Source organism: Nocardia sp. CA-145437, assembly GCF_050956485.1.
Lineage (GTDB): Bacteria > Actinomycetota > Actinomycetes > Mycobacteriales > Mycobacteriaceae > Nocardia.
Window position 1 is genome coordinate 2093590 of sequence record NZ_CP191204.1, and the last position, 21480, is coordinate 2115069.

20 protein-coding genes are annotated in these 21480 nt (G+C 69.5%); 9 read left to right on the forward strand and 11 right to left on the reverse strand.

Annotation, left to right across the window (positions count from 1 at the left end; all coding sequences use genetic code 11):
• Positions 1-372 precede the first annotated feature (372 nt).
• Together ACQPYY_RS09235 and ACQPYY_RS09240 are read left to right on the forward strand one after the other, a co-directional pair.
• Positions 373-1254 (forward strand): helix-turn-helix domain-containing protein, encoded by an 882-nt coding sequence (locus ACQPYY_RS09235; RefSeq protein WP_379101610.1) that lies wholly within the window; start codon positions 373-375, stop codon positions 1252-1254.
• A complete protein-coding gene (locus ACQPYY_RS09240; RefSeq protein ID WP_357096120.1) occupies positions 1251-1448 on the forward strand; it encodes a DUF397 domain-containing protein in 198 nt (65 codons plus the stop codon). Before ACQPYY_RS09235 ends, ACQPYY_RS09240 begins: the two co-directional genes overlap by 4 nt.
• 29 nt (positions 1449-1477) lie before the next feature.
• Here the strand turns inward: ACQPYY_RS09240 and ACQPYY_RS09245 are convergent, their stop codons facing one another.
• Together ACQPYY_RS09245 and ACQPYY_RS09250 are read right to left on the reverse strand one after the other, a co-directional pair.
• Positions 1478-1699, reverse strand: coding sequence for a hypothetical protein (locus ACQPYY_RS09245; protein ID WP_379101612.1), 222 nt, complete (start codon positions 1697-1699; stop codon positions 1478-1480).
• Between the two features lie 66 nt (positions 1700-1765).
• Entirely contained in the window at positions 1766-2260 is a 495-nt protein-coding gene (locus tag ACQPYY_RS09250; RefSeq protein WP_433593429.1) for a carboxymuconolactone decarboxylase family protein, read from the reverse strand.
• Between the two features lie 87 nt (positions 2261-2347).
• Between ACQPYY_RS09250 and ACQPYY_RS09255 the strand changes: the two genes are divergently transcribed.
• The gene (locus ACQPYY_RS09255; RefSeq protein WP_433593430.1) at positions 2348-2929 is read left to right on the forward strand and encodes a CGNR zinc finger domain-containing protein; all 582 of its coding nucleotides are present in this window, start codon (positions 2348-2350) and stop codon (positions 2927-2929) included.
• 148 nt (positions 2930-3077) lie between these two features.
• Here ACQPYY_RS09255 and ACQPYY_RS09260 read toward each other — a convergent pair whose 3' ends face one another.
• The 6 genes from ACQPYY_RS09260 to ACQPYY_RS09285 all read right to left on the reverse strand — a co-directional run bounded on the left by ACQPYY_RS09260 (position 3078) and on the right by ACQPYY_RS09285 (position 10103).
• The gene (locus tag ACQPYY_RS09260) at positions 3078-4109 is read right to left on the reverse strand and encodes an ATP-dependent 6-phosphofructokinase (protein ID WP_357279305.1); all 1032 of its coding nucleotides are present in this window, start codon (positions 4107-4109) and stop codon (positions 3078-3080) included.
• A gap of 87 nt (positions 4110-4196) precedes the next feature.
• Positions 4197-5093 (reverse strand): hypothetical protein, encoded by an 897-nt coding sequence (locus ACQPYY_RS09265; RefSeq protein WP_379101619.1) that lies wholly within the window; start codon positions 5091-5093, stop codon positions 4197-4199.
• A 176-nt stretch (positions 5094-5269) separates the two neighbouring features.
• Positions 5270-6223: a hypothetical protein gene (locus ACQPYY_RS09270; RefSeq protein ID WP_379101621.1), complete on the reverse strand. Its 954-nt coding sequence runs from the start codon at positions 6221-6223 to the stop codon at positions 5270-5272.
• The gene (locus ACQPYY_RS09275; protein ID WP_433593431.1) at positions 6213-8033 is read right to left on the reverse strand and encodes a protein kinase domain-containing protein; all 1821 of its coding nucleotides are present in this window, start codon (positions 8031-8033) and stop codon (positions 6213-6215) included. Before ACQPYY_RS09275 ends, ACQPYY_RS09270 begins: the two co-directional genes overlap by 11 nt.
• 58 nt (positions 8034-8091) lie before the next feature.
• Entirely contained in the window at positions 8092-8778 is a 687-nt protein-coding gene (locus ACQPYY_RS09280) for a response regulator (RefSeq protein WP_433593432.1), read from the reverse strand.
• Positions 8775-10103: a sensor histidine kinase gene (locus ACQPYY_RS09285; RefSeq protein WP_433593433.1), complete on the reverse strand. Its 1329-nt coding sequence runs from the start codon at positions 10101-10103 to the stop codon at positions 8775-8777. Before ACQPYY_RS09285 ends, ACQPYY_RS09280 begins: the two co-directional genes overlap by 4 nt.
• 183 nt (positions 10104-10286) lie before the next feature.
• Here ACQPYY_RS09285 and ACQPYY_RS09290 point away from each other — a divergent pair, with 183 nt between their 5' ends.
• From ACQPYY_RS09290 to ACQPYY_RS09310, 5 genes are all read left to right on the forward strand, one after another.
• Positions 10287-10634: a hypothetical protein gene (locus ACQPYY_RS09290; RefSeq protein ID WP_433593434.1), complete on the forward strand. Its 348-nt coding sequence runs from the start codon at positions 10287-10289 to the stop codon at positions 10632-10634.
• A 40-nt stretch (positions 10635-10674) separates the two neighbouring features.
• On the forward strand, positions 10675-11472 hold the full coding sequence (locus tag ACQPYY_RS09295) for an ABC transporter ATP-binding protein (protein WP_433593435.1): 798 nt from the start codon (positions 10675-10677) through the stop codon (positions 11470-11472).
• On the forward strand, positions 11469-13964 hold the full coding sequence (locus tag ACQPYY_RS09300) for an FtsX-like permease family protein (protein WP_433593436.1): 2496 nt from the start codon (positions 11469-11471) through the stop codon (positions 13962-13964). Before ACQPYY_RS09295 ends, ACQPYY_RS09300 begins: the two co-directional genes overlap by 4 nt.
• A gap of 25 nt (positions 13965-13989) precedes the next feature.
• Positions 13990-15504, forward strand: coding sequence for an Asp-tRNA(Asn)/Glu-tRNA(Gln) amidotransferase subunit GatB (gatB, locus tag ACQPYY_RS09305; protein WP_433593437.1), 1515 nt, complete (start codon positions 13990-13992; stop codon positions 15502-15504).
• 289 nt (positions 15505-15793) lie between these two features.
• Entirely contained in the window at positions 15794-16624 is an 831-nt protein-coding gene (locus ACQPYY_RS09310; RefSeq protein ID WP_433593438.1) for a MerR family transcriptional regulator, read from the forward strand.
• A gap of 104 nt (positions 16625-16728) precedes the next feature.
• Here the strand turns inward: ACQPYY_RS09310 and ACQPYY_RS09315 are convergent, their stop codons facing one another.
• Positions 16729-17853, reverse strand: coding sequence for a PQQ-dependent sugar dehydrogenase (locus ACQPYY_RS09315; protein ID WP_379102186.1), 1125 nt, complete (start codon positions 17851-17853; stop codon positions 16729-16731).
• Between the two features lie 198 nt (positions 17854-18051).
• On the opposite strand from ACQPYY_RS09315, the gene ACQPYY_RS09320 reads away from it, so the two are divergent.
• A complete protein-coding gene (locus ACQPYY_RS09320) occupies positions 18052-19056 on the forward strand; it encodes a DoxX family protein (protein WP_433593439.1) in 1005 nt (334 codons plus the stop codon).
• Positions 19057-19206: 150 nt separating this feature from the next.
• On the opposite strand, the gene ACQPYY_RS09325 is transcribed toward ACQPYY_RS09320, so the two are convergent.
• Both ACQPYY_RS09325 and ilvD read right to left on the reverse strand, forming a co-directional pair.
• Complete coding sequence (locus ACQPYY_RS09325; RefSeq protein WP_433593440.1) at positions 19207-19527, reverse strand: hypothetical protein; 321 nt, start codon at positions 19525-19527, stop codon at positions 19207-19209.
• 16 nt (positions 19528-19543) lie between these two features.
• Entirely contained in the window at positions 19544-21385 is a 1842-nt protein-coding gene (gene ilvD, locus ACQPYY_RS09330; protein ID WP_379101644.1) for a dihydroxy-acid dehydratase, read from the reverse strand.
• Between the last annotated feature and the right edge of the window lie 95 nt (positions 21386-21480).

Sequence of the window (21480 nt, forward strand, 5' to 3'; positions counted from 1 at the left end):
CGGGGGCAGCGCAGGGGGCTGAACAGTTCGCGGTCCGGCGCTGGCGCTCGGTATGCGGCGCTGGTGCGCCGGGCCCACACAAGCCTACCGAGATTCCTTGCGCGCCACGCCGCAATCGGGTCCTTGTCGCACCCGATCTCGGAGGTCGGCACGGGAGGGGATTGGGTGCGCCCGGCTCGGGGACGAGTGGGTCCAGAGATATCAGGGCTCCGGTTCTCACCGGGCGCGACTCAAGTCCAGCACCGTTTCGGCGAACCGACAATCACTGCCCGCTCGCGGTGGGAAACTTTCCGAAAGCTCCAGGTCGGCATTCATATCGCGTGGGAGCATCATTCGCAGTGACCGAAAACAGCCTTCGTGGGGGAGGATTCGATGTCCGATCATGGTTCGACTTTGCCGCGCCGGCAGCTGGGGAGGTACCTGCGGGAAGGCCGGATGCAGTGCAATATGACGATTGCCGAGGCCGCCGCCCTGATGGAGTGGAGCGAGTCCAGACTGCAACGTCTGGAAACCGGAAATGCCGAGAAGATCCGGGTTCTCGATGTCCGCGAATTGTGTCGGATCTACGACTTCGACGACGAATTCTGTTCGGCCCTGACCGGCCTCGCGCAACAGACCAGCGTCAAGTCGTGGTGGCACGAGTACGACGATCTGATACCCGAGGGTTTCAATATGTATGTGGGCCTGGAGGCTTCGGCCCGCGGCCTCATCTCCTACCAGCCGGAGATCATTCCCGGCCTGTTGCAGACCGCCGAGTACGCACGGGTGCTGATCAATGATTACTGGCCGGATGCTGAGAGTGACCAACTGGACCGCCGGGTGCAGTTGAAGACCCGTCGTCAAAGCCTCTTGACGCGCAAGCGAAGTCCCGCGCATTTCGATGTGGTGGTGCACGAAACCGCACTACGTCGCGTTGTCGGCGATTCGCGCGTCATGGCGGGGCAGCTGCGGCGGCTGGCCGACATGTCGACTCTGCCGACGATCGCTGTTCGTGTACTACCCTTCTCGGCGGGGGTGCCGATCGGCCACACCGTGGGCCCGTTCGTGATCCTGGATTTCGGCCATGACGCGGGCAACCGGCCCGTCGAGCCCACGGTCGTCTACCTGGAGAACTTTCTCGGCGATCTCTACCTGGAGAAACAGGCCGCGGTCGACCGCTACCGCGAGGCCTACCAAGCGATTCGGCGCGCCGCGCTGGACGAGACGACGAGCAGAGACCTCCTGCGGAGGGCGGCGAAGGAGTACGCGACGTGACCGTCGAACCCGGCGTCCGGTGGTTCAAGAGCGCCCGCAGCACCGGGGCCAAGGAATGCGTGGAGATCGCGTTCCTGGCCGGCGGTGTCGGAGTGCGGGACAGCAAGAATCCCGGTGGTCCGGCGCTGGTGTTCCCGCCGGCGGATTGGGATCGTTTCACCACCGCGGTGGCCGCGGGGCGGTTCGACCACTGAGGTCGTGCGCGGGCCGCTGTCGTCCGTGTTCAGGCGGCGCGTGCGGCGGCGCGGGCGGAGTTGAGGGTGATCGCGGCGGCGTTCCAGATGGCGTAACCGCTGACCGCGTAGGGGACCCAGGTGGGGTGGTGGATGGCGAGCAGCACGATGGTGGCCACGGCCAACGCGACCGCGCGGACCACGATGCCGTTGTGCAGCAGGGAGCGCAGCACCCGCGCGTCGATCGGGTTGGAGGACTTGACGCCGTTCATGAGTGTCGACCTTAGGTATCCGCGTGCGGCCCCCGAGGGAGCCGATCACGCCATGAATGGGACAAATTATGCGGCGGGCCAGTCGTTTTCGGTCTCGCCGACCTTGTTGACGTAGTTGGTCAGGGTCTGCAGGGCGACCAGGGCCACGATTTCGAGCACCTGCTCCTGGGTCCAGCCGGCGGTCAGCGCCTGGGCCGGATCGGCCTTGCCGCGGCTCTCGGTCAGCTCGCGCGCGAAGGCCACGGCCGCGGCCTCCTTCGAGTCCGCCGAGGTGCCCTGCTTGGCGGACTCGATCTCCTCGGCGCTGAGCTTGGCGACCCGCTTGCCGGTGAAGGTGTGCGCGGCGACGCAGTAGCCGCAGTCGTTGGCCGCGCCGACGGTGAGCGCGATGCGCTCCGAGGTCGGGGCGGGCAGCGTGCCCTTCTTCAGCGCTCCGGCCAGCCCGAGGTAACCCTCCAGTACCACGGGCGCGTTCGCCATCACCTTGGTCATGTTCGGCACCCGGCCCATGCGCTTGCGGACCTCGTCCAACAGCGGTGCCTGCTCGATCGGAGTGATCATGACGTCCTCGACTTTCTAACGGAAGATCGTTCTTTCACACGTTAGAACATCATGGCTTCGGAAATCAATACCCGTTAGAATCGAGTCATGGTCGATCCCTTGGCACTTCGTTTGGCGAACACCATCCGCGCCACCAGCCGCGGTCTGACGGACGCCTTCGGCACCCGTGAATCCACCCGGGAATGGCTGGTCGCCCATGCCGCCGACGTCGGCGTGTACGTGGACCTCGAGGCCTGGCTGCCGACCGAGGACGACCGCGCCGCCCTGGTGGACCTGCGCCAGCAGGTGCGCGCGCTGTTCGCGGAATACGTTGCGCCGCAGCCGCCCAGCTCCGCCGACGCCACCGTGCTGCCGCCCTTTCCCGAGTCGCTGGCCGCGATCAACCACGCCGCCGCCCCCGCGCTGCGGCTGCTCGAGTGGGACAGCGAGGGGCAGCGTCTCGAATACCGCCTGCTCACGAAGACCGAACTCGACACGGTCAAGGCCGGATTGGCCGATGCCGTCATCGAGTTCTTCGGGGGACCGCAGGCCGAGCAGATCCGGGTCTGCCCCGCCCCGCGCTGCGTGCGGTACTTCGTGAAATCCCATCCGCGGCAGGAGTGGTGCTCGGTGGCCTGCGGCAATCGCGCCCGCGCGGCCCGCCACTACGCCCAGCACCGCGACGACTGAGCCCACTACCGTCCCGGACGCCCTCCGTCCCGGGCTCGACCAGCGTCGCCTACTCGATCTCCGGACCGTGCCTTCCCGAGACGCGAAACGGCCCTCGCACCAACGGGTGCGAGGGCCGTCTCTCACGCTCGATGAGAGCTGTTCCGGCTCAGCCGAAGAAGGCGGCGGCCTCCCGATACCGGTCCTGCGGCACCAGCTTCAGCTGCTTGGTGGCCTCCGAGAGCGGCACCAGCGCGATCTCGGTGCCGTGCAGGGCCACCATCTGCCCGAATTGCCCGGCGTGCACGGCTTCCGCCGCGTGCACGCCGAACCGCGTGGCCAGCACCCGGTCGTACGGCGTCGGCGTGCCGCCGCGCTGCACGTGCCCGAGCACGGTGACCCGGACCTCCTTGCCGATGCGCCGCTCGATCTCCGGCGCCAGCTGCTGGGCGACCCCGGTGAACCGGACGTGCCCGAATTCGTCGATCCCGCCGTCGCGCAGCGTCATGGACTCCGGATCGGGGTGCGCGCCCTCGGCGACCACGCAGATGAAGTGCGAATCCCCGCGCTGGAAGCGCCGTTTCACCATGGCGCAGACCTCGTCCACGTCGAACGGCACCTCGGGCACCAGGGTGAGGTGGGCGCCGGCGGCGATGCCGGAATTGATGGCGATCCAGCCCGCGTGCCGCCCCATCACCTCGACGAGCATGACGCGCTGGTGGGATTCGGCGGTGGTGTGCAGCCGGTCGATGGCCTCGGTGGCGATGGCGACCGCGGTGTCGTGGCCGAAGGTGGTGTCGGTGCAGTCGATGTCGTTGTCGATGGTCTTGGGCACGCCCACCACGGGCACGCCCTCGTCGGCCAGCCAGGAGGCGGCCGTGAGGGTGCCCTCGCCGCCGATGGGGATGAGTGCGTCGATGCCGTTGTCGTCGAGGGTCTGCTTGATGCGGGGGAGTCCGGCGCGCAGCACATCAGGATTGGTGCGCGCGGTGCCGAGCATGGTGCCGCCCTTGGTGAGCAGCCGGTCGGTGCGGTCGTTGTTGAGGATCTGGATCTTGCGATCCTCGAGTAGCCCGCGCCAGCCGTCCTGGAAGCCCACGATGGCATCCCCCCAGCGGCCGTTCGCGGTGCGAACGACAGCACGGATGACGGCATTCAGGCCGGGGCAGTCTCCGCCTCCGGTCAAGACTCCGATGCGCATGGACCCCATCTTGCCCTGAGGTCGATGGTTCGTGGGCTGCACCCCCGTGAACCGCCGGTTACGGTTCGCGGCGGTTCGTCCAGGCCGCTAGCCCGCCGCGCAGACGCCGCCCCGGAGCTCGTCGAGGTGCTTGCCGATCAGGGTGGCGACCTTGGTGAGAATGACGGTGCCGTCGTCGAAGGAGCCCGAATTGGGCTGGGTGGCAATCGCGATGGCGATCTGCCCGCCGGCGGTGGGAATCAGGCCCAGCTGCCTGACCAGGTAGTTCCCGCCGGTGTCGGGACCCCAGCCGCCCTTGAACTCGGCCCCGTCCAGAGTGCCCAGGCCCCAGCGCTGACCGGAGCTGACCTTGCTCATCAACGAGGTGACCGCGTCGGATTCGGGCAGGCAGGGCAGTTTGGCCGCGAATTTGACCTGATTGGCCAGTGACCAGTCGGCTTGTCCGAAGGCCGAGTAGTCGGATCGGGTGCGGGTGGCGGGCACCGTGGTGTCGGTGTCGCCACCCTCGCGTAGCACGTCCTGGACGGTCTGGGCGGCGATGTCGGGGGAGCCCAGCGCCTGCCAGAGGGTGTCGGCCGCGCTGTTGTCGGAGTACTCGATGGCATTGATCGCGGCCGTCTGGTTGGACGAGCTCTTGCGCAGTGCGGCCAGGGTGAGCGGCACCTTCATGGTCGACCAGCCCGGTCCCGAGCTCCAATCGCCCAGCGCCACCGTGCGATCGCTGCCCACCGGGGTGATGGCCAGCCCCACCTTGCCCGACAGCGACGGCTTCAGCTCGTTGACGAAATCCCAGGCCAGCGTGCCCGGCAGCGCGACCACGGTGGCGGGGACGGTGGCCCCGGGCGTCGCGACGGTGCTCGTTTTGTCCGGTACCAGTACGGGTTTACTGCTGCAGGCCGTCACAGCGCCGAGCAGCAACACCAGGGCGCCGCGACCGGCGGTCCGGGCGAGCCGCCGCCGTCCGCGTGAAATCGGTGCGTGCACCCGTGAACCTCCATCTGCCCCGGCGTCCGGCGCGTTCCCTGTTCCTAGCGGACGCACCGGAACCCCGTCAATCTCAGGGATTGTCACGGTCCCGGACGACGGGGGTCAAATGCCGTGGGTATGGGTGGTTTTCGGTCGGTGCGCGGCCGAAAAGGGCCAGTGCGAGCGCAAACGGGTCAGCGCGAGCAGAGTCCGCCGTGCAGGTCGGGCAAGTGGTCGCCGACCAGCAGCGCCAGTTTGTCCATCATGTCGGTGGCGTCATCGAAACTGCCCGAGTCGGGTTCGGCCGCCAGCGCCACCGCCACCGGTCCGTTCAGCGTCGGGACGAGGCCGAACTGGCGGACGGTGTATTTGCCGGTGTCGTCGTCGGGACCCCAGCCGCCCTTGAATTCCGCGCCGATCAGCCGGCCCAGGCCCCAGCTCTGGCTGGGGGTGATCTCACTCATCAGCGAGACAACGGAATTGGCGCGCGGCAGGCAGGGCAGCCGGGAGGCGAAGTGCACCTGGTCGGCCAGCGACCAGTCGGTTGCGCCGAACGCGAGCAGATCGTCGGATTCCAGCGCGGCCAGCTTGGTGTGGCGGGCGGCGACATCGGTGGCGACATCGCCAGCCTCGCGCAGGATGGACTCGACCGCCTCGGCGGCCTCGCTGCCGGTGCCCAGCGAGTTCCACAGCGTCTGCGCCGCATCGTTGTCGGAGAAGGTGATGGCGGCCTCGGCGGTGGAGCGCATGCCGGTGGGATCGTGGCGCAGTGCGGCCAGGGCCAGCGGCACCTTGATGGTGGACCAGGCGATGCCGGTGGTCCAGTCGCCCAGCTGGGTCATGTCGCCGCCGCCGACCGGCATCACCGCGAGGCCGATCCGGCCCTCCAGTCCGGCCTTCAGCTCGGCGAAATCCGCCGCGAACGCAAGGGTTTTCGGCAAACCGAACAGTTCGGGCAATTCGGGCGCGATCAGGGGCGGGGACTGCAGCTTCGAGCTGTCCCCGACCGGCTTGATCTCATCCGCCTGCGCCGAAGGATGGTGCACCGCACCGACATTCACACCACACCCGGACACGGCCAGGACAGCCGCCACCGCCAGCCCGCGCACAAAACCCTTGCAACAGGCCGGGATCGGATCAGTAGACATACACCACCGCGTTCTCGCCACCAGCGCAGGTCACCAATTTGCCTGCGGCCGTGCAATTCATCGTGTAAGACCGGCCCGTCACCGGACTCACTGCCACCACAGTAACCGGCGACCCCGGCCGGCCAGTAGCCGTATCGGCATAAGACCGGCGCACCGCCTCCGCGAAAGGACAGGACGTGACCGTGTTCCCGATCGCGGAATTGGCGAAGCCGCCCAGCGCCGCATACGTCGGTGGACACGGCGTAGCACCCGCCGGCAGCTGGACCGCGTCGGATGTCGTGGTGGGCGCGACCGGGCTCGTCTGCTGCGAGCGCGGAGGCGTGGTTCCCGGAACACCCTGTGCTGCCGTCGTTATGGGTGTTTCGTTGCCGGAACGGTCGAGGACTTGCCAGCCGATCGCACCGGCGATCGCGGCCAGCGCCACCACCAGCACGGCGATCGACACCGGCGCCGCCACCGACCTCTTGCGCCGCCGCCCCGGCTCCCGCGGCTCGGGCTGCACGATGGCGTGCTCGGAGGTCGGATACAGCGAGGGATCCGGCGCCGGCGCGTACGGGAAGTCCCGCTGTTGCGCCTGCGCGTGACCCCACACCGCCTGCTGCTGGGCATCCGGCGGCAGCGGCGTGTAGTGGAAGTCACTGACCCGCACCCGGGTCGGGTCCGAGGGCGTGATGATCGGCAGATCGCTCGACGGCGACGGATCCTCGGCCGCCGGGAAGGAGCCGGTGATGTACGCCGGGATCGACGTGGTGTTCGGGCGGCCGGGATTGGGCTGCCGCACAGTCGGATCGGTATTGCGGGCGGGCGGCGGGGTGCCGCCCGGCAGCATGGTCGTCGCCGGCCCGGCCGGGCCGCCGGTCGGCAGCACGGTGGTCGGGGGCGCGCCCACGGGCGGGCCGGGCGGCACGGTCCGGCCGGGCCGCGGCGGCTGACCCGGCGCGCCCGGACCGCCGGCGCCCGGCAGATTCGGGGGCAGGCCCTGACCGGCCAGCGCCGCGCGGGCGGCCCGCGCGAATTCGCCCGCGGTGTAGAAGCGGTCGTTCGGGTCCTTGGCGAGCGCCTTGCCGATCACCGCGTCCAGGGCGGGCGGAATCCCGCCGCGCAGCATGCTGGTCAGCGGCGGCGCCTCGGACAGGTGCGCGCGGATCAGCACGCTCATATTGTCGGCCGGGAACGGTTTGCCGCCGGTGAGGCATTCGTGCAGCACGCAGCCCAGCGAGTAGATGTCGGCGCGGCCGGAGACCGGGCCCGCGTCGAACCGCTCGGGGGCCATGTAGGCGTAGGAGCCCACGGCCGTGCCGGTCATGGTGATGGTGGAGTCGCCTTCGGCGCGCGCGATACCGAAGTCCGCGAGATAGGCGAAATCCGCATCGGTGACCAGGATGTTGGCGGGTTTCACGTCACGGTGCACCAGCCCCGAGTAGTGCGCGGCGTCCAGCGCGGCCGCCACCTGCTCGATGATCCCGATGACCCGCAGCGGCGGCAGCGCCCCCGAACCGTCCAGCAGCGAGCGCAGATCGCGGCCGCGCACCAGCCGCATGTCGATGTAGAGGACGCCGTCGATCTCGCCCCAATCGTGGATGGGGATGATGTGCGGCTCCGCCAGCCGGGCCGCCGCCTGCGACTCACGCCGGAAACGCTCCTGGTAGGAGGGATCTTTGGCGAGCTCGGCGGGCAGCAGCTTGAGAGCGACGACCCGATCCTTGGACGTGTCGTAGGCCTCGTAGACCTCGCCCATGCCGCCCTTGCCGAGCAGCGAGCGCAACTCGTACGGCCCGAACCTGCTCCCGGCCCGCGATGGCGCATCCACCCCGTCAAACCTCCACACTCTTGGGAGGGAAGCAGACGAGGACCCGCGACCCACCCCTCTAAGAGGTGGATTCTCCCGGTGCGACTACGCCGTGGTCAAACGCAAAGACGATGGCAGCGGAGCGGTCGCGTAACCCAAGCTTCCCGAAGATATGTCCCACGTGGCTCTTCACCGTTACTTCGGAGATGCCGAGCGCGGTCGCGATCTCCGCGTTGACCCGGCCTCTGCCGATGAGTCCGAGCACCTCGAGCTCGCGAACCGTGAGCTCGGACAGGCGATTGCCGGTGGGCGCCGGGGTGGGACGCGCCGAACGGTAGGTGTTCAGGACACGCGGGGTGACGGTCGGGTCCAGCCACGAGCCGCCGCCCGCGACCGTGCGCACCGCGCGGATCAGATCCTCGGCGGGGGAGTCCTTGAGCAGGAACCCGGCCGCGCCCGCGCGCAGCGCGCCGGACAGCAACTGGTCGTCGTCGAAGGTGGTCAGCACCAGTACCGGGGGCGCGTCGGGGGCGGCGCGCAGGGTGCGGGTGGCTTCGATGCCGCCGATCCGCTTCATCCGCAGGTCCATCAGGACCAGGTCGGGGCGGTGGGCGGCGACCGCGGCGGGCACCTCGTCCCCGTCGGAGCATTCGCTCACCAGGAAACCGTCTCGGCGGCGCAGGATCCGGCGCAGTCCGCCCCGAACCAGTTCCTGGTCGTCGACGACGAGGACGCAGATCAGTTCCTCGTCCGAGCGGTCGGTCACATACCCTCCTGGGCGGTCTTGCGGAACAGCGGTTGCAGCAGCGACTGCAGGTGGTCGTCGGCGGCGGTGAAGCCGCAGGGCACGGTCCCGGTCAGCGGGATGTGCGCGAACACCCGCCAGCCGTCGTCGTCGGGTCCCGCGGTGAGCCGCCCGGCCAGCGGTGCGACCCGCTGCCGCATACCGGAGATGCCCATGCCGTTCCCGGCCCGCGAGGTCGCCCCGGCCGCCAGCGTATTGGTCACGGTGACCTCGATGTACTTGGGGTGCAACTGGATTCGCAGCCGCGCCCGCTCGCCGGGCGCGTGCTTGGCGACGTTGGCCAGCGACTCCTGGCAGATCCGGTACATGGCCAGCCCCACCCCGGCGGTCACCGCGGACCGGTCGCCCTCGAGGCGATAGTCGACCGTCACCCCGGCGCGCACGAAGTCCGACACCAGCTCGTCGATGTCGTCGAGATCCGGCTCCGGCGCGAGGGTGGCGGGCCGGTCGCCGAGCAGGCCGACCGTGCGCCGGATATCGGCCATGGCCTGACGGCCCAGCCGTTCGGCGTCGGAGAGCGCGTCGATCGCCTCGTCCACGTCCCGATCGGTCTGCAGAGCGTGCCGGGCGGCCGTCACGTGCAGCAGCGTGATGCTCAGCGAATGCGCGATCACGTCGTGCACCTCGCGGGCGATGCGGCGGCGCTCCTCGTCGGCCGCCGCCTGCGCGCGAATGTCCTGGTAGTCGCGCTCCTGATACAGGTAGCGACGCTGATAGTTGAGCAGCTGGCCGGTGAACCAGGCGAACAGGATGCCCAGAGCGAACCAGGTGAATCCCTCGATGTGCCCGATCGATTCGAAGAACATGAGCTCGGCGAACATGACCAGGGCCACCGGCACGCTCACCGCCGGGCCGGTGATGGCCGCGATCTCCCCGGCGATGATGATCAGGACCAGCGGCGCGACGTCCAGCGGGACCGGCTGGGTCAGGAACAGCGCGGCGGCGGCCACGGTCAGCGTGGCGAGCAGCACGGGCCGCGGCTTGAAGTCCAGGATGATGCAGGGTGGACCGGTCACGCAGATCAGCATCAGCGCGACCACCGCGACGACGCCGGGGAAGTACCCGGCCACCACTCGCTGCACGAAGGCCACGGTGGCGACCGTGCACATCATCGAATCGACCAGGATGGCCATCGACGCGGGGTAGTCGAACCCCGTCGACTCCACCCAGCGCTGATAGTCGGCGAACGGATTGCGTACGAATCGCCGGAACCCCACGCCGGCGCGGCGCAGTCCCTCCAGCAACTCCTGCCCCAGGGCGGCGGGGGTGGCGCTGGTCACGTTCATTCTGCAAGGCTATCCGTCGAATCAGACGGCGTACATCGTCCGGCGGCAGGGGTCCGTCTCCTACCGGGGTAGGAGGTCAAGTCGCGTCCGCGGCACGAAGACAGGAGCCGCGGGCCGCTCGTAGTTTTGGGACAACAGCCGACACGTCCGCCACCAGCGGGCGTTCAACGAGAGGTTGGCGTCATGTCCTGGGCAGATCTTCACGCTCGCACCGACATTCTGCACACCGTCCTGGACCGGGCGGCGCGCCGCGACTTCGCACGGAATGCCGTGGACCCCACGCTCTTCCACGACCTACCGGACCTGGACCGGCTCTTCGGCGGACCCGACGGCGTACTGCTGGCGCTGCGGAACCGGTGGGAGAACCACCTGACCGTGAAGCTCGAGAACGCAATGGAGAAAGGCATTCTGGCGCAGGAGGCGTACGCCGAACTCTGCGCCGAGCAGCCCGCGCTGCGCGCCCTGCTCGATGCCTACGACACCGATCACCTGTACTACCGCCGTCCACGCCTGCGCGCGCTGGCCGGCTGACCGCACCACACCGATGGCACTGATCTTCGAGGGGTAGACCATGCTGGAATTGACCGACGTCACCAAGGAATACCGGGTGGGTGAGCAGGCCGTACGCGCCCTGGACGGCGTCAGCCTGCGGATCGGGGCGGGGGAGTTCACCGCGATCATCGGGCCCTCCGGCTCCGGCAAGAGCACCATGCTGCACCTGCTCGGCGCGCTGGACTCGCCGGACTCCGGGTCGATTCGCTTCCAGGACAAGGAGATCGGCGACCTGGACGACGACGCGCAGTCCGAATTCCGTAGGCACCGGGTCGGTTTCATCTTCCAGTTCTTCAACCTGCTGCCCACCCTCACCGCGTGGGAGAACGTCGCCATCCCGAAACTGCTGGACGGCACCGGCCTGCGCAAGGCCAAGCCGCGCGCCCTCGAACTGCTCGACCTGGTCGGACTCGGCGAACGCGCCGACCACCGGCCCGCGGAGCTGTCCGGCGGGCAGATGCAGCGCGTGGCGGTGGCGCGGGCGCTGATCATGGACCCGCCGCTCATCCTCGCCGACGAGCCCACCGGCAATCTGGACTCCAAGACCGGGGCCTCGATCCTGCAACTGCTGGCCGACATCACCGAGGCGGGGAACTCGGTGGTCATGGTCACCCACGACATGGGGGCGGTGCGGTACTGCGATCGGGTGATCAACCTGCGCGACGGGCGGATCGGGTCCATCGACCGGGTCGAGCGGGGCGATGACGGGGAGGTTCGGACGGTTCCCGAGACCGATGCGCCCGAACCCGCCGTCACCGGTGCCGAGACCGCCGCGCAGGGTGCCGCCGCCACCGGTGCCGGGGCGGTGCGCGCATGATCCGCGCCGCCTGGGACCGCCTGAAGCTGTTCAATATCGGTGAGCTGCTCGCCCACCGGGCCCGGACGATCATGGCCATGGTGGTGATGGGGGTCTCCGCCGGACTGCTGGTCTCGGTCTTCAGTATCTCCGGCTCCATCACCGGCTCGGTGGACAAACTCACCCACAGCCTCGGCGGCAAGGCCGCGCTCGAGGTCAGCGGCATCACCGACGCGGGCTTCGATCAGTCACTGCTGCAACAGATCCGGACCGTGCCGGGCGTCGAGACGGCCGCGCCGATGCTGCGGCAGTCCATCGGGGCCGACGACGACCGGGCGCTGCTGATCGGCGTCGACCAGTCCATCGCCCAGCTGGGCAGCGATCTCGGCGGGACGCTGAAAGACCAGGCGGGCAAGCTGCTCACGGTGCCCAACGGCGTGCTGGTCGGCGCCGCCATGGGGCACGGCGAGGGGGAGCGGTTCCAGCTCGGCACGGTGACCGCCACGGTCGCGGGCGTCATCGACGACGCCACCGCCGCGAAACTCAACGGCGGTCACATCGTGTTCGCGCTGCTGCCGGTGGCGCAGAAGATCACCGGCCGGGCCGGGCACATCGACTCGGTGCAGATCGTGCCCGCCCCGAACACCGATGCGGGACAGTTGCGTTCGGACCTGACCACGGCGGTCGCGGGCCGGGCCGTGGTCGCCGATCCGGACCTGCGCACCGCGCAGGCGGGCGGCGCCATCATGCTGGTGCGCTTCTCCACCCTCGCCTCCTCGGCGGCGGCGCTGATCGTGTCGACCTTCCTCATCTACAACGCCATGAGCATGGCGGTCGCGCAACGCCGTCCGACGCTGTCGCTGCTGCGGGCCATGGGCGGCAAACGCGGGCCCATGGTGCGCGACCTGCTCACCGAGGCCGCGCTGCTCGGCCTGGTGGGCGGCCTGGTCGGCGCGGTCATCGGAATCTTCATGGGCCGCACCGCGATCCATCAGCTGCCCGCGGCGATCGTGAACTCGGTGGAATCGCGCACCGAGTACGAGGTGCCCGGGTACGCGGTGCCGGTGGCGATCGCGGCCTGCGTGCTGGCCAGCGTCGCGGCCGCGGCCCTGGCGGCGCGGCAGGTGTACAAGGTCGCGCCCATCGAGGCGCTGGCCCCGGTCGGCGTCGGCGCGGCCGACCAGGTGAGCCCGATGCTGCGCTGGTCCGCGGCCGCCCTCGGCCTGGTCATGGTGGGCGGCGGCATCGCGGTGGCCGAGCTGGATCTGGGCCGCTACTCGATCGGCGCGATCTCGCTGTCGATCGCCGGATCGGTGGTGCTGTGCTTCGCCGCCACCGGGCCCATCGTGCGCGCTGTCGCCGCGGTCGCCGGGCTCTTCGGCGCGCCGGGAGCCTTGGGCGCCACCACCATCGAACGCGCGCCACGCCGGGTGTGGGCCACCGTCATGACGGTCATGATCGGCATCACCGCCATCGTCGCCATGGGCAATGCCAGCCGCAATATGGTCAGCGCCGCCACCGACAGCTTCGAGGGCCTGGGCCGCACCGACGTGTTCGTCAGCCCGACCGCCATGGAGCAGTTCCCCACCGGGCCGCTGCTGCCCGCCGAGCTGAAGGCCAGGCTGGCCGCCATCCCCGGCGTCGGCGGAGTCGGCTCGGCGCAAATGGCTTTCGCGACCCTGGGCCGCGGCCGCGTCATGCTGCAGGGCTATGAGGACGGCGTCGCACGCACCTCCGCGCTGGACTCGGTGAGCAAGACCGAGCAGGCGCGCATGGCCGCCGGCGAGGGCATCGTCATCTCCCGCGACGTGGCCCGCTCCCTCGGCGTGGAGGAAGGCTCCGAACTCACCCTGCCCACCCCGTCCGGCGAACACCGGGTGCGGGTGCTGCGGGTGGTGCCGTACTTCTCCGCCATCGCCGGGGTGGTCGTGCTCGACCTCGACATCATGCGGCAGTGGTACCAGCGGCCCGGCGAGACCATCATCGGCATCGACTTCGCGCCCGGCGCGGACCCCGCCGCGGTGATGGCCGCCGTCCGCGCCGCCGTGCCCGCCGATATCCACGTCAGCACCGGACGGCAAGCGGTGGACGCGATCTCGTCGAGCGTCCAGCAGGGCACCGCGATCAGCGCCGCCATCCTCTGGATCGTGGTCCTGGTCGCCACCATCGCCCTGCTCAACACCCTCATGCTGTCGGTGCTGGAACGCCGCCGCGAACTGGGCGTGCTGCGGGCCATGGGCACCAGCCGCCGCTTCCTGCTGCGGACCGTGCTCACCGAGGCCGCCGGCATCGGATTGACGGGCGCGGCCCTGGGGCTGGCGATCGGGTCGGGCGTGCACTATCTGGCGACCGTCGCGCTCGGGCACGCCATCGCCATGGACATCGCCTATCGTCCCAGCCCACTGCTGGTGGCGTATGCGATCATCGCGCTCGGACTGGCCCTGCTCGGGGCGATTCCGCCCGCCCTGCGCGCCGCCCGGATGCCCATCGTGGAGGCCATCGCCGTGGACTGATCGGCGGGTAAATAGGATGGAGCGCATGAGCGCAGCGACCGTGGACTTGATGGACTACTCCGATGTCATCGACCGGTACGACCCGGTGCTCGGCATGGAGGTACACGTCGAGCTGGGCACCGCGACCAAGATGTTCTGCGGCTGCCCGACCGAATTCGGCGCCGAGCCCAACACCCAGGTGTGTCCCGTGTGCCTGGGCCTGCCGGGCTCGCTGCCGGTGGTCAACGAGAAGGCCGTCGAGTCCGCGATCCGCATCGGGCTCGCGCTGAACTGCTCCATCACCCCGTGGGGGCGGTTCGCGCGCAAGAACTACTTCTACCCGGACCAGCCGAAGAACTACCAGATCAGCCAGTACGACGAGCCGATCGCGCAGAACGGCTACCTCGACGTGGTCCTCGATGACGGCACGGTCTTCCGGGTCGACATCGAGCGCGCCCATATGGAGGAGGACACCGGCAAGTCGCTGCACGTCGGTGGCGCCACCGGCCGCATCCACGGCGCCTCGCACTCGCTGCTCGACTACAACCGCGCGGGCGTGCCGCTCATCGAGATCGTCACCAAGCCCATCGAGGGCGCGGGCGAGCGGGCGCCCGAGGTGGCGCGCGCGTACGTGACCGCGCTGCGCGAGGTGCTCAAGTCCCTCGAGGTCTCCGACGTGAAGATGGAGCAGGGCTCGATGCGTTGCGACGTCAACGTGTCGCTGATGCCCAAGGGCGCCAAGGAATTCGGCACCCGCACCGAGACCAAGAACGTGAACTCGCTCAAGAGCGTCGAGGTCGCGGTGCGTTTCGAGATGCGTCGCCAGGCCGTGGTGCTGTCCTCGGGCGGCGAGATCCTGATGGAGACCCGCCACTTCCACGAGACCGACGGCACCACCTCGTCCGGCCGCATCAAGGAGACCGCCGAGGACTACCGCTACTTCCCGGAGCCCGACCTCGAGCCCATCGCGCCCGACGCCGCCTGGGTCGAGGAACTGCGCGGCACCATCCCCGAGTACCCGTGGCTGCGACGCGCCCGCATCCAGTCCGACTGGGGCCTGTCCGACGAGGTGTTCCGCGACCTGGTCAACGCCGGCGCGCTCGACCTGATCATCGCGACCGTCGACGCGGGCGCCTCGGTCGATGCCGCCCGCTCCTGGTGGGTCGCCTACCTCACCGAAAAGGCCAAGGAGAGCCAGGTTTCGCTCGAGGACCTGCCCATCACCCCCAAGCAGGTCGCCGAGGTGGCCGGGCTGGTCGAGGCCAAGACCATCAACAACAAGGTCGCCAAGCAGGTCGTCGACTTCGTCCTCGCCGGCGAGGGCGAGCCCGCCCAGATCGTCGAGACCAAGGGCCTGGGCATGGTCTCCGACGACTCCGCCCTGCAGTCCGAGGTCGAGAAGGCCCTGGCCGCCAACCCCGACATCGCCGAGAAGATCCGCTCCGGCAAGGTCCAGGCCGCCGGCAAGGTCGTCGGCGACGTCATGAAGGCCACCCGCGGCCAAGCCGACGCCGCCCGAGTCCGCGAACTCGTCCTCGCCGCTTGCGGAGTCGAGGGCTGACCAGCCCCGACACCGACCCGTCGGCGCGCGGCTGACTCGCGCGCGACGGCGGACCTCACCTACCGGACTCTCGTCATCGGGGCGCGCGGCTGAACTCGTGCGCCACGGGCGGACCTCACCCACTGGACTCTCGTCATCAGGGCGCGTGGCTGAACTCGTGTGCTGCGGGCGGACCTCACCCACTGGACTCTCGTCATCGGGGCGCGCGGCACCAGCCGCGCGCCCCGAGCCTTTTGAGCGATCATGAGCTTGACCCTCACACCGTGTGAGGCTCGAACCTGGAGGAGTCATGTTCAGTATCGGAGACTTCGCCAGGTTCGGATCGGTGTCGGTGCGAATGCTGCGCCACTACGACGAGATCGGACTGCTGCCGCCGTCCGAGGTGGATCCGTGTTCGGGCTATCGGTTCTATGCGGCCGATCAGCTCGCGCGGCTCAACCGCATCGTCGCGTTGAAGGATCTCGGCTTCACCTTGCATCAGGTGGCCGAGATGCTCGACGGGCAGCTGTCCGCGGATCGGTTGCACGGCATGCTGCAACTGCGTCGCGCGCAGCTGGCCAATCAGGTGGCCGCGGATACCGCCCGGCTCGCGAGCGTCGAGGCGAGGCTCCTGCGTATCGAAAGGGAGGGCGTCATGCCCGAGCAGGAAATCGTCGTGAAAGCACTGTCCGCCACGCTGGTCGCCGAAATGAGCGATGTGGCAGCCGAATCCGGTGAGGCCGCGGTCGGCCCGATCATCGAGCGGCTGTATGCCCGTCTCGGCAAGGCGATTCCGGAGTCCGGACTCACCATCACCGGCGCGCCGGTCGTGTATTACGAAGAGCTCGAGGAGGGTCTGCGCGTGCACGTCGCGCACCAGGTCGCGGGTGAGTCCGTCCCCGGCGCCGACTTCGACCTGCGGCGCCTGCCCGAGATCACCCACGCCGCCACCCTCGCCCACCGCGGCAAGCTCACCGACCTGTGCGTGTCCTTCGAGGCGATGGGGCGCTGGGCCGACGAACACGGATACACCCCCAACGCACCCATCCGTGAGGTCTACCTCAACGCCCCCGGCGATCCCGCGTCCGCCGAATGGGTCATCGAACTGCAGATGCCGGTCGCGCGGGCCACGCGTCCGTGACCCCTCACGCCCGCGCGTCGGCCTGATCCGGCAGGGATTCGGCTGAAGGCTCTCGAAACAGTGCGGCGCACAGCAATCGCTGTGCGCCGCACTGGATTCGGCGGCTAGTCCGGTCCGCCGTTCCCACTGCCGGACGGGGGCGGGATGCGCACGACGCGGTCGTCGTACTGGTTGGGATTGCCGTCGGGCTTGTTGACGGTGCCAGCCCAGATATTGCCGTCGCCGCCGATCGCCGCGCCGTCGAGGCGGCCGTACTTGTCCTGCGCCAGCAGCGCCGGCGTGGCGGTCACCGCGTGGGTGTTCTTGTCGGCCGCGGCGATGGCCAGCGCCTTCTGATTGGTCATGGAGATGGCGACCGCGTCGGTGGCGGCCGCGCAGCCCGCGACGCCCGGATGATCGGACCAGGTCCACGCCTTCACCGCGACGCCGTCGGCGCCGATACGTTGCAGCCGGTCCTCGGTGGCGGTGCGGTCGGTGAACCAGATGGAATCCTTGCCGTCCGCGCACACGCCGCCCGCCACGCCGATCCCGGACGCCATCACCTCGGGGGCCGCGCCGGGCGCGGGGGCGGTGATACCGAGCAGCTTCCCGGCCAGCGAACTGGTGTCCCCGGCGAGCACCGGGTTGCCCGCGTCGCCGGTCAGGACCAGCATGCGACCGTGCAGGAAGCTGATGGAACCGCGATTGCCGTTGGCGCCCTTCGGAATTCCGGTCAGGATTGGCTTGGGCGCGCCGCCGTCGGTGGAGACGCGCACCACCCGGTTGTCGCTCGGCGTCGTCACGTACGCGTAGAACAGGCCGTCCTCGTCGAAGGTGGGCGACAGCGCCAGGCCGGTGACCCCGCCGTCCCCGGACGGATCCACGTCCAGCCGCGCCACCTCGACCGGCGCGGGCGGCTCGCCCTCGTCGGTGGCGACCACCTTCAGGATGCGCCCGGTGGTGCGTTCGGTCACCAGCGCGCTGCCGCCGTCGGGCAGCGCGACCAGACCGCCGGTGGTGTCCAGGCACGAGACCACCACGGCCAGATCGGGATCCACGCACGGCAGATCCGGACGCTTGGCATTGCTCGGCGGCGTCTTGGGGGTGGTGGTCTTGGGCTCGGCGTCCTGCCAGGTCGGCTCGGTGGTGAACGGGCTGGAGGCGCGATCGTCGAAGCGCGCGCACCCCGACAGCAGCACCGCGCCGAGCGTCATGCCCAGCACGATCCGCCCGGCGCCCGCGCGGACCATCCGTGCACCCACCCCGACACGGTCAGCGGCAACCAGACTCATGGTGGAGACGTTACGGAAAACCTGCCGTCACCGCTCGGACGGGGTGTCGCAAAAAGGCGTGCCGTGGCGAAACAATCCACCGTGGCGTGAATCGGACAGCGGACACGCCCGCGTTCTGCCGGGTGCCGGACGGTTGCGGCTAATACTCTGGCCCGGGTGACGAACAAGCCGAACGAGCCGTCCGCCGCGGCGGGCGACGCCACGCCCGCAGCTCCGCGCCCGGCCGGTGCACCGGTCCGCAGCCCCTTCGACTCGCCGACCGAGCAGTTCGCCGCCCCGTCCGGCGTGCAGTCCACCGAGACGATCACCCCACCCGCCGACCCCCTCGGTCAGGCCGCCGAGCAGACCGGCCCGGCCACCGAACAACTCGGCCAGGTCGGCGGCCAGGCGACCGAGAAGATCACGCCGCAGAAGGTCGGTCACGGCACCGAGCGGAATCTGCCGCGCACCGACGAGGAACTCGGCCTCGATCTGGACGTCCCGCTCTACTCACAGGTCAAGAACGCCATCCCGGGTGCGGCCGACAGCAGCACCGCCGAGCCGTCCTCGACCTACTCCTTCGCGAGCATCCCCCCGGCCCCGGCCGCGCCCCCGGAGAACAACGGCCGCCGCCGTCGCGACGACCGCCGCGGCACCCTCGACCTCGGACTCCTCTTGCTGCGCTTGGTCATCGGCGGCACGTTCATCTACCACGGCCTGCAGAAGGCCTTCGGCTGGTTCCACGGACCCGGCTTCGACGGCATCAAGACCTCCATGGAAGGGGGCGGCTGGAAGCATGTCGACCTGGCCGCGCCCATGCTCATCGCGGGCGAGCTCGGCGGTGGCGTGCTGGTGGTGATCGGCCTGGCCACGCCGCTGGCCGCGGGCGCGCTGCTCGCGGTGATCCTGGACGCGTGGCTGTGGAAGCAGGGCATGGTGCCCGGTTTCCAGTACTCGGCCAAGACCAACTCGGTCGAGATCGACTCGATCCTGGTCGGCATCACCACCGCGCTCATCCTCACCGGTCCCGGCCGCTACTCGATCGACCGCAATCGCGCCTGGTCCACCCGCCCGTTCCTGGGCTCCCTGGCCGCGTTCGTCGCGGCGGTGGCCGCGGCCATCCTGGTCTACATCTACCTGCACGGCGGCAACCCGCTCACCGGTATCGGCCCGTTCGAGTAGCAGGCCGCGGCCGCGGACGTCGTGGCATGGGCTCGAAAAACCAAGCGGCCGGGCTCGATCCACTGGATCGAGCCCGGCCGATTCGTATCCGGGGTGCGGGGCGGGGGCCCCGCGGATCTCCTCGAGGAGTGTGGGGGCTTGCCCCCAGCCTCACTGGCGTGCGGTCCAGGCTTCCCACTCTTGGAACGTCTCCTGGTGGAGCTGGAGCACCCGGCTCGACTTCGCGTCGATCTCGCTCTGCAGCAGCGCCCGGTGCGCCCCGATCCGAACCTGTTCGTCGGGAGTCGCCATGAACTCGGCATTGTCGAGGTCACGCACCTCGGCCGCCAGGGCCTCGGCGTCGGCGAGCAGTTCGCGAGCCTCGGCATTGCGGGCGTCGGAGCGATGCAGCATCGCCGTGTAGTCGGCCAGCATGGATTCGGCCTTGCCGACGAATTCGGTCTCGGCCTGGCCGATGTATTCGATTGTCATTCCCTTGCTTTCTCGATTACGGCACGCGCCGGACGGCACCCTTGTCGGCGGAGGTGGCGAGCGCGGCGTACGCGCGCAGCGCGGTGGTGACCGGGCGCTCCCGGTTCACCGGCTGCCACGGCCGCTCGGAGGCTTCCATCTTCACGCGGCGCTCCGCGAGAACGTCTTCGGGAACCAGCAATTCGAGCGCGCGGGTGTGCACGTCGATGCGGATGCGGTCACCGTTCTCGATGAGTCCGATGGATCCGCCGCCGGCGGCTTCCGGGGACATGTGGCCGATGGACAGGCCCGAGGTGCCGCCGGAGAAGCGGCCGTCGGTGATCAGTGCGCAGACCTTGCCCAGGCCCACGCCCTTCAGGAACGACGTGGGGTGCAGCATCTCCTGCATGCCCGGACCGCCGCGAGGACCCTCGTAGCGGACCACGACCACATCGCCGGGCTGGATCTCCTTGCCCAGGATCTTGGAGACCGCCTCCTCCTGGGACTCGACCACCACGGCCGGGCCCTCGAAGGTGAACAGGTCCTCGTCGATGCCGGCGGTCTTGAGGATCGCGCCGTCGGGAGCGATATTGCCGCGCAGCACGCACAGGCCGCCCTCGACGGTGTACGCGTGCGGGACGTCGCGGATGCAGCCGCCCTCGGCGTCGGTGTCCAGCGAGGACCAGCGGTTGGCGGTGGAGAACGGCTCGGTGGTGCGGACCCCGCCGGGCGCGGCGTGGAACAGCTGCACGGCCTCGTCGGACGCCTTGCCCGAGCGCACGTCCCAGGTGTCCAGCCACTCGTCGAAGGAGGCGGTGTGCACGGTGGTCACGTCGGTTTCCAGCAGCCCGCCGCGGCGCAGCTCGCCGAGGATGGCCGGGATGCCGCCGGCGCGGTGCACGTCCTCCATGTGGTAGTCGGAGTTGGGGGAGACCTTCGACAGGCAGGGCACGCGACGCGAGATCTCGTCGATGGTCTGCAGATCGAAGTCGATCTCACCCTCCTGCGCGGCGGCCAGGGTGTGCAGCACGGTGTTGGTGGAACCGCCCATGGCCACGTCCAGCGCCATGGCGTTACGGAAGGCCTTGGCATTGGCCACGTTCCGCGGCAGCACCGAGGCGTCGTCGTCGCGGTACCAGCGGGTGGCGATGTCCACGATGACCTTGCCGGCCTTCTGGAACAGCGCGCGGCGGGCCTCGTGGGTGGCCAGGGTGGAGCCGTTGCCCGGCAGCGCCAGGCCCAGCGCCTCGGTGAGGCAGTTCATCGAGTTGGCGGTGAACATGCCCGAGCAGGAGCCGCAGGTCGGGCAGGCGGAGCGCTCGACCTCGCTGAGGCCCTCGTCGCTGACGGCCTGCGAGGCGCTGGCGGAGATGGCGGTGATCAGGTCGGTCGGGGCCTGCGCGACGCCGTCCACGATCACGGCCTTGCCGGCCTCCATCGGGCCGCCGGAGACGAACACGGCCGGGATGTTGAGCCGCATGGCGGCGTTCAGCATGCCGGGGGTGATCTTGTCGCAGTTGGAGATGCAGACCAGCGCGTCGGCGGTGTGGGCGTTGGCCATGTACTCCACCGAGTCGGCGATGATCTCGCGCGAGGGTAGCGAGTACAGCATGCCGCCGTGACCCATGGCGATGCCGTCGTCGACGGCGATGGTGTGGAATTCGCGCGGGACGCCACCGGCCGCCCGCACCGCCTCGGCCACGATCTCGCCGACGTCCTTCAGGTGCACGTGGCCGGGCACGAACTGGGTGTAGGAGTTCGCGATGGCGACGATCGGCTTCCCGAAGTCGGAGTCGGTGAGGCCGGTCGCGCGCCAGAGCGAGCGAGCGCCCGCGGCATTGCGTCCGACGGTGGTGGTGCGTGAGCGAAGCGGTGGCATTGGTCCTCGGTTCGTGTCGCAGGGGGCTGTTGAGCGACTGTCCGGTGGTTCACGACACGAGAATTCGGGTCTCGCGACGTTCCTCCGGCGGCTCT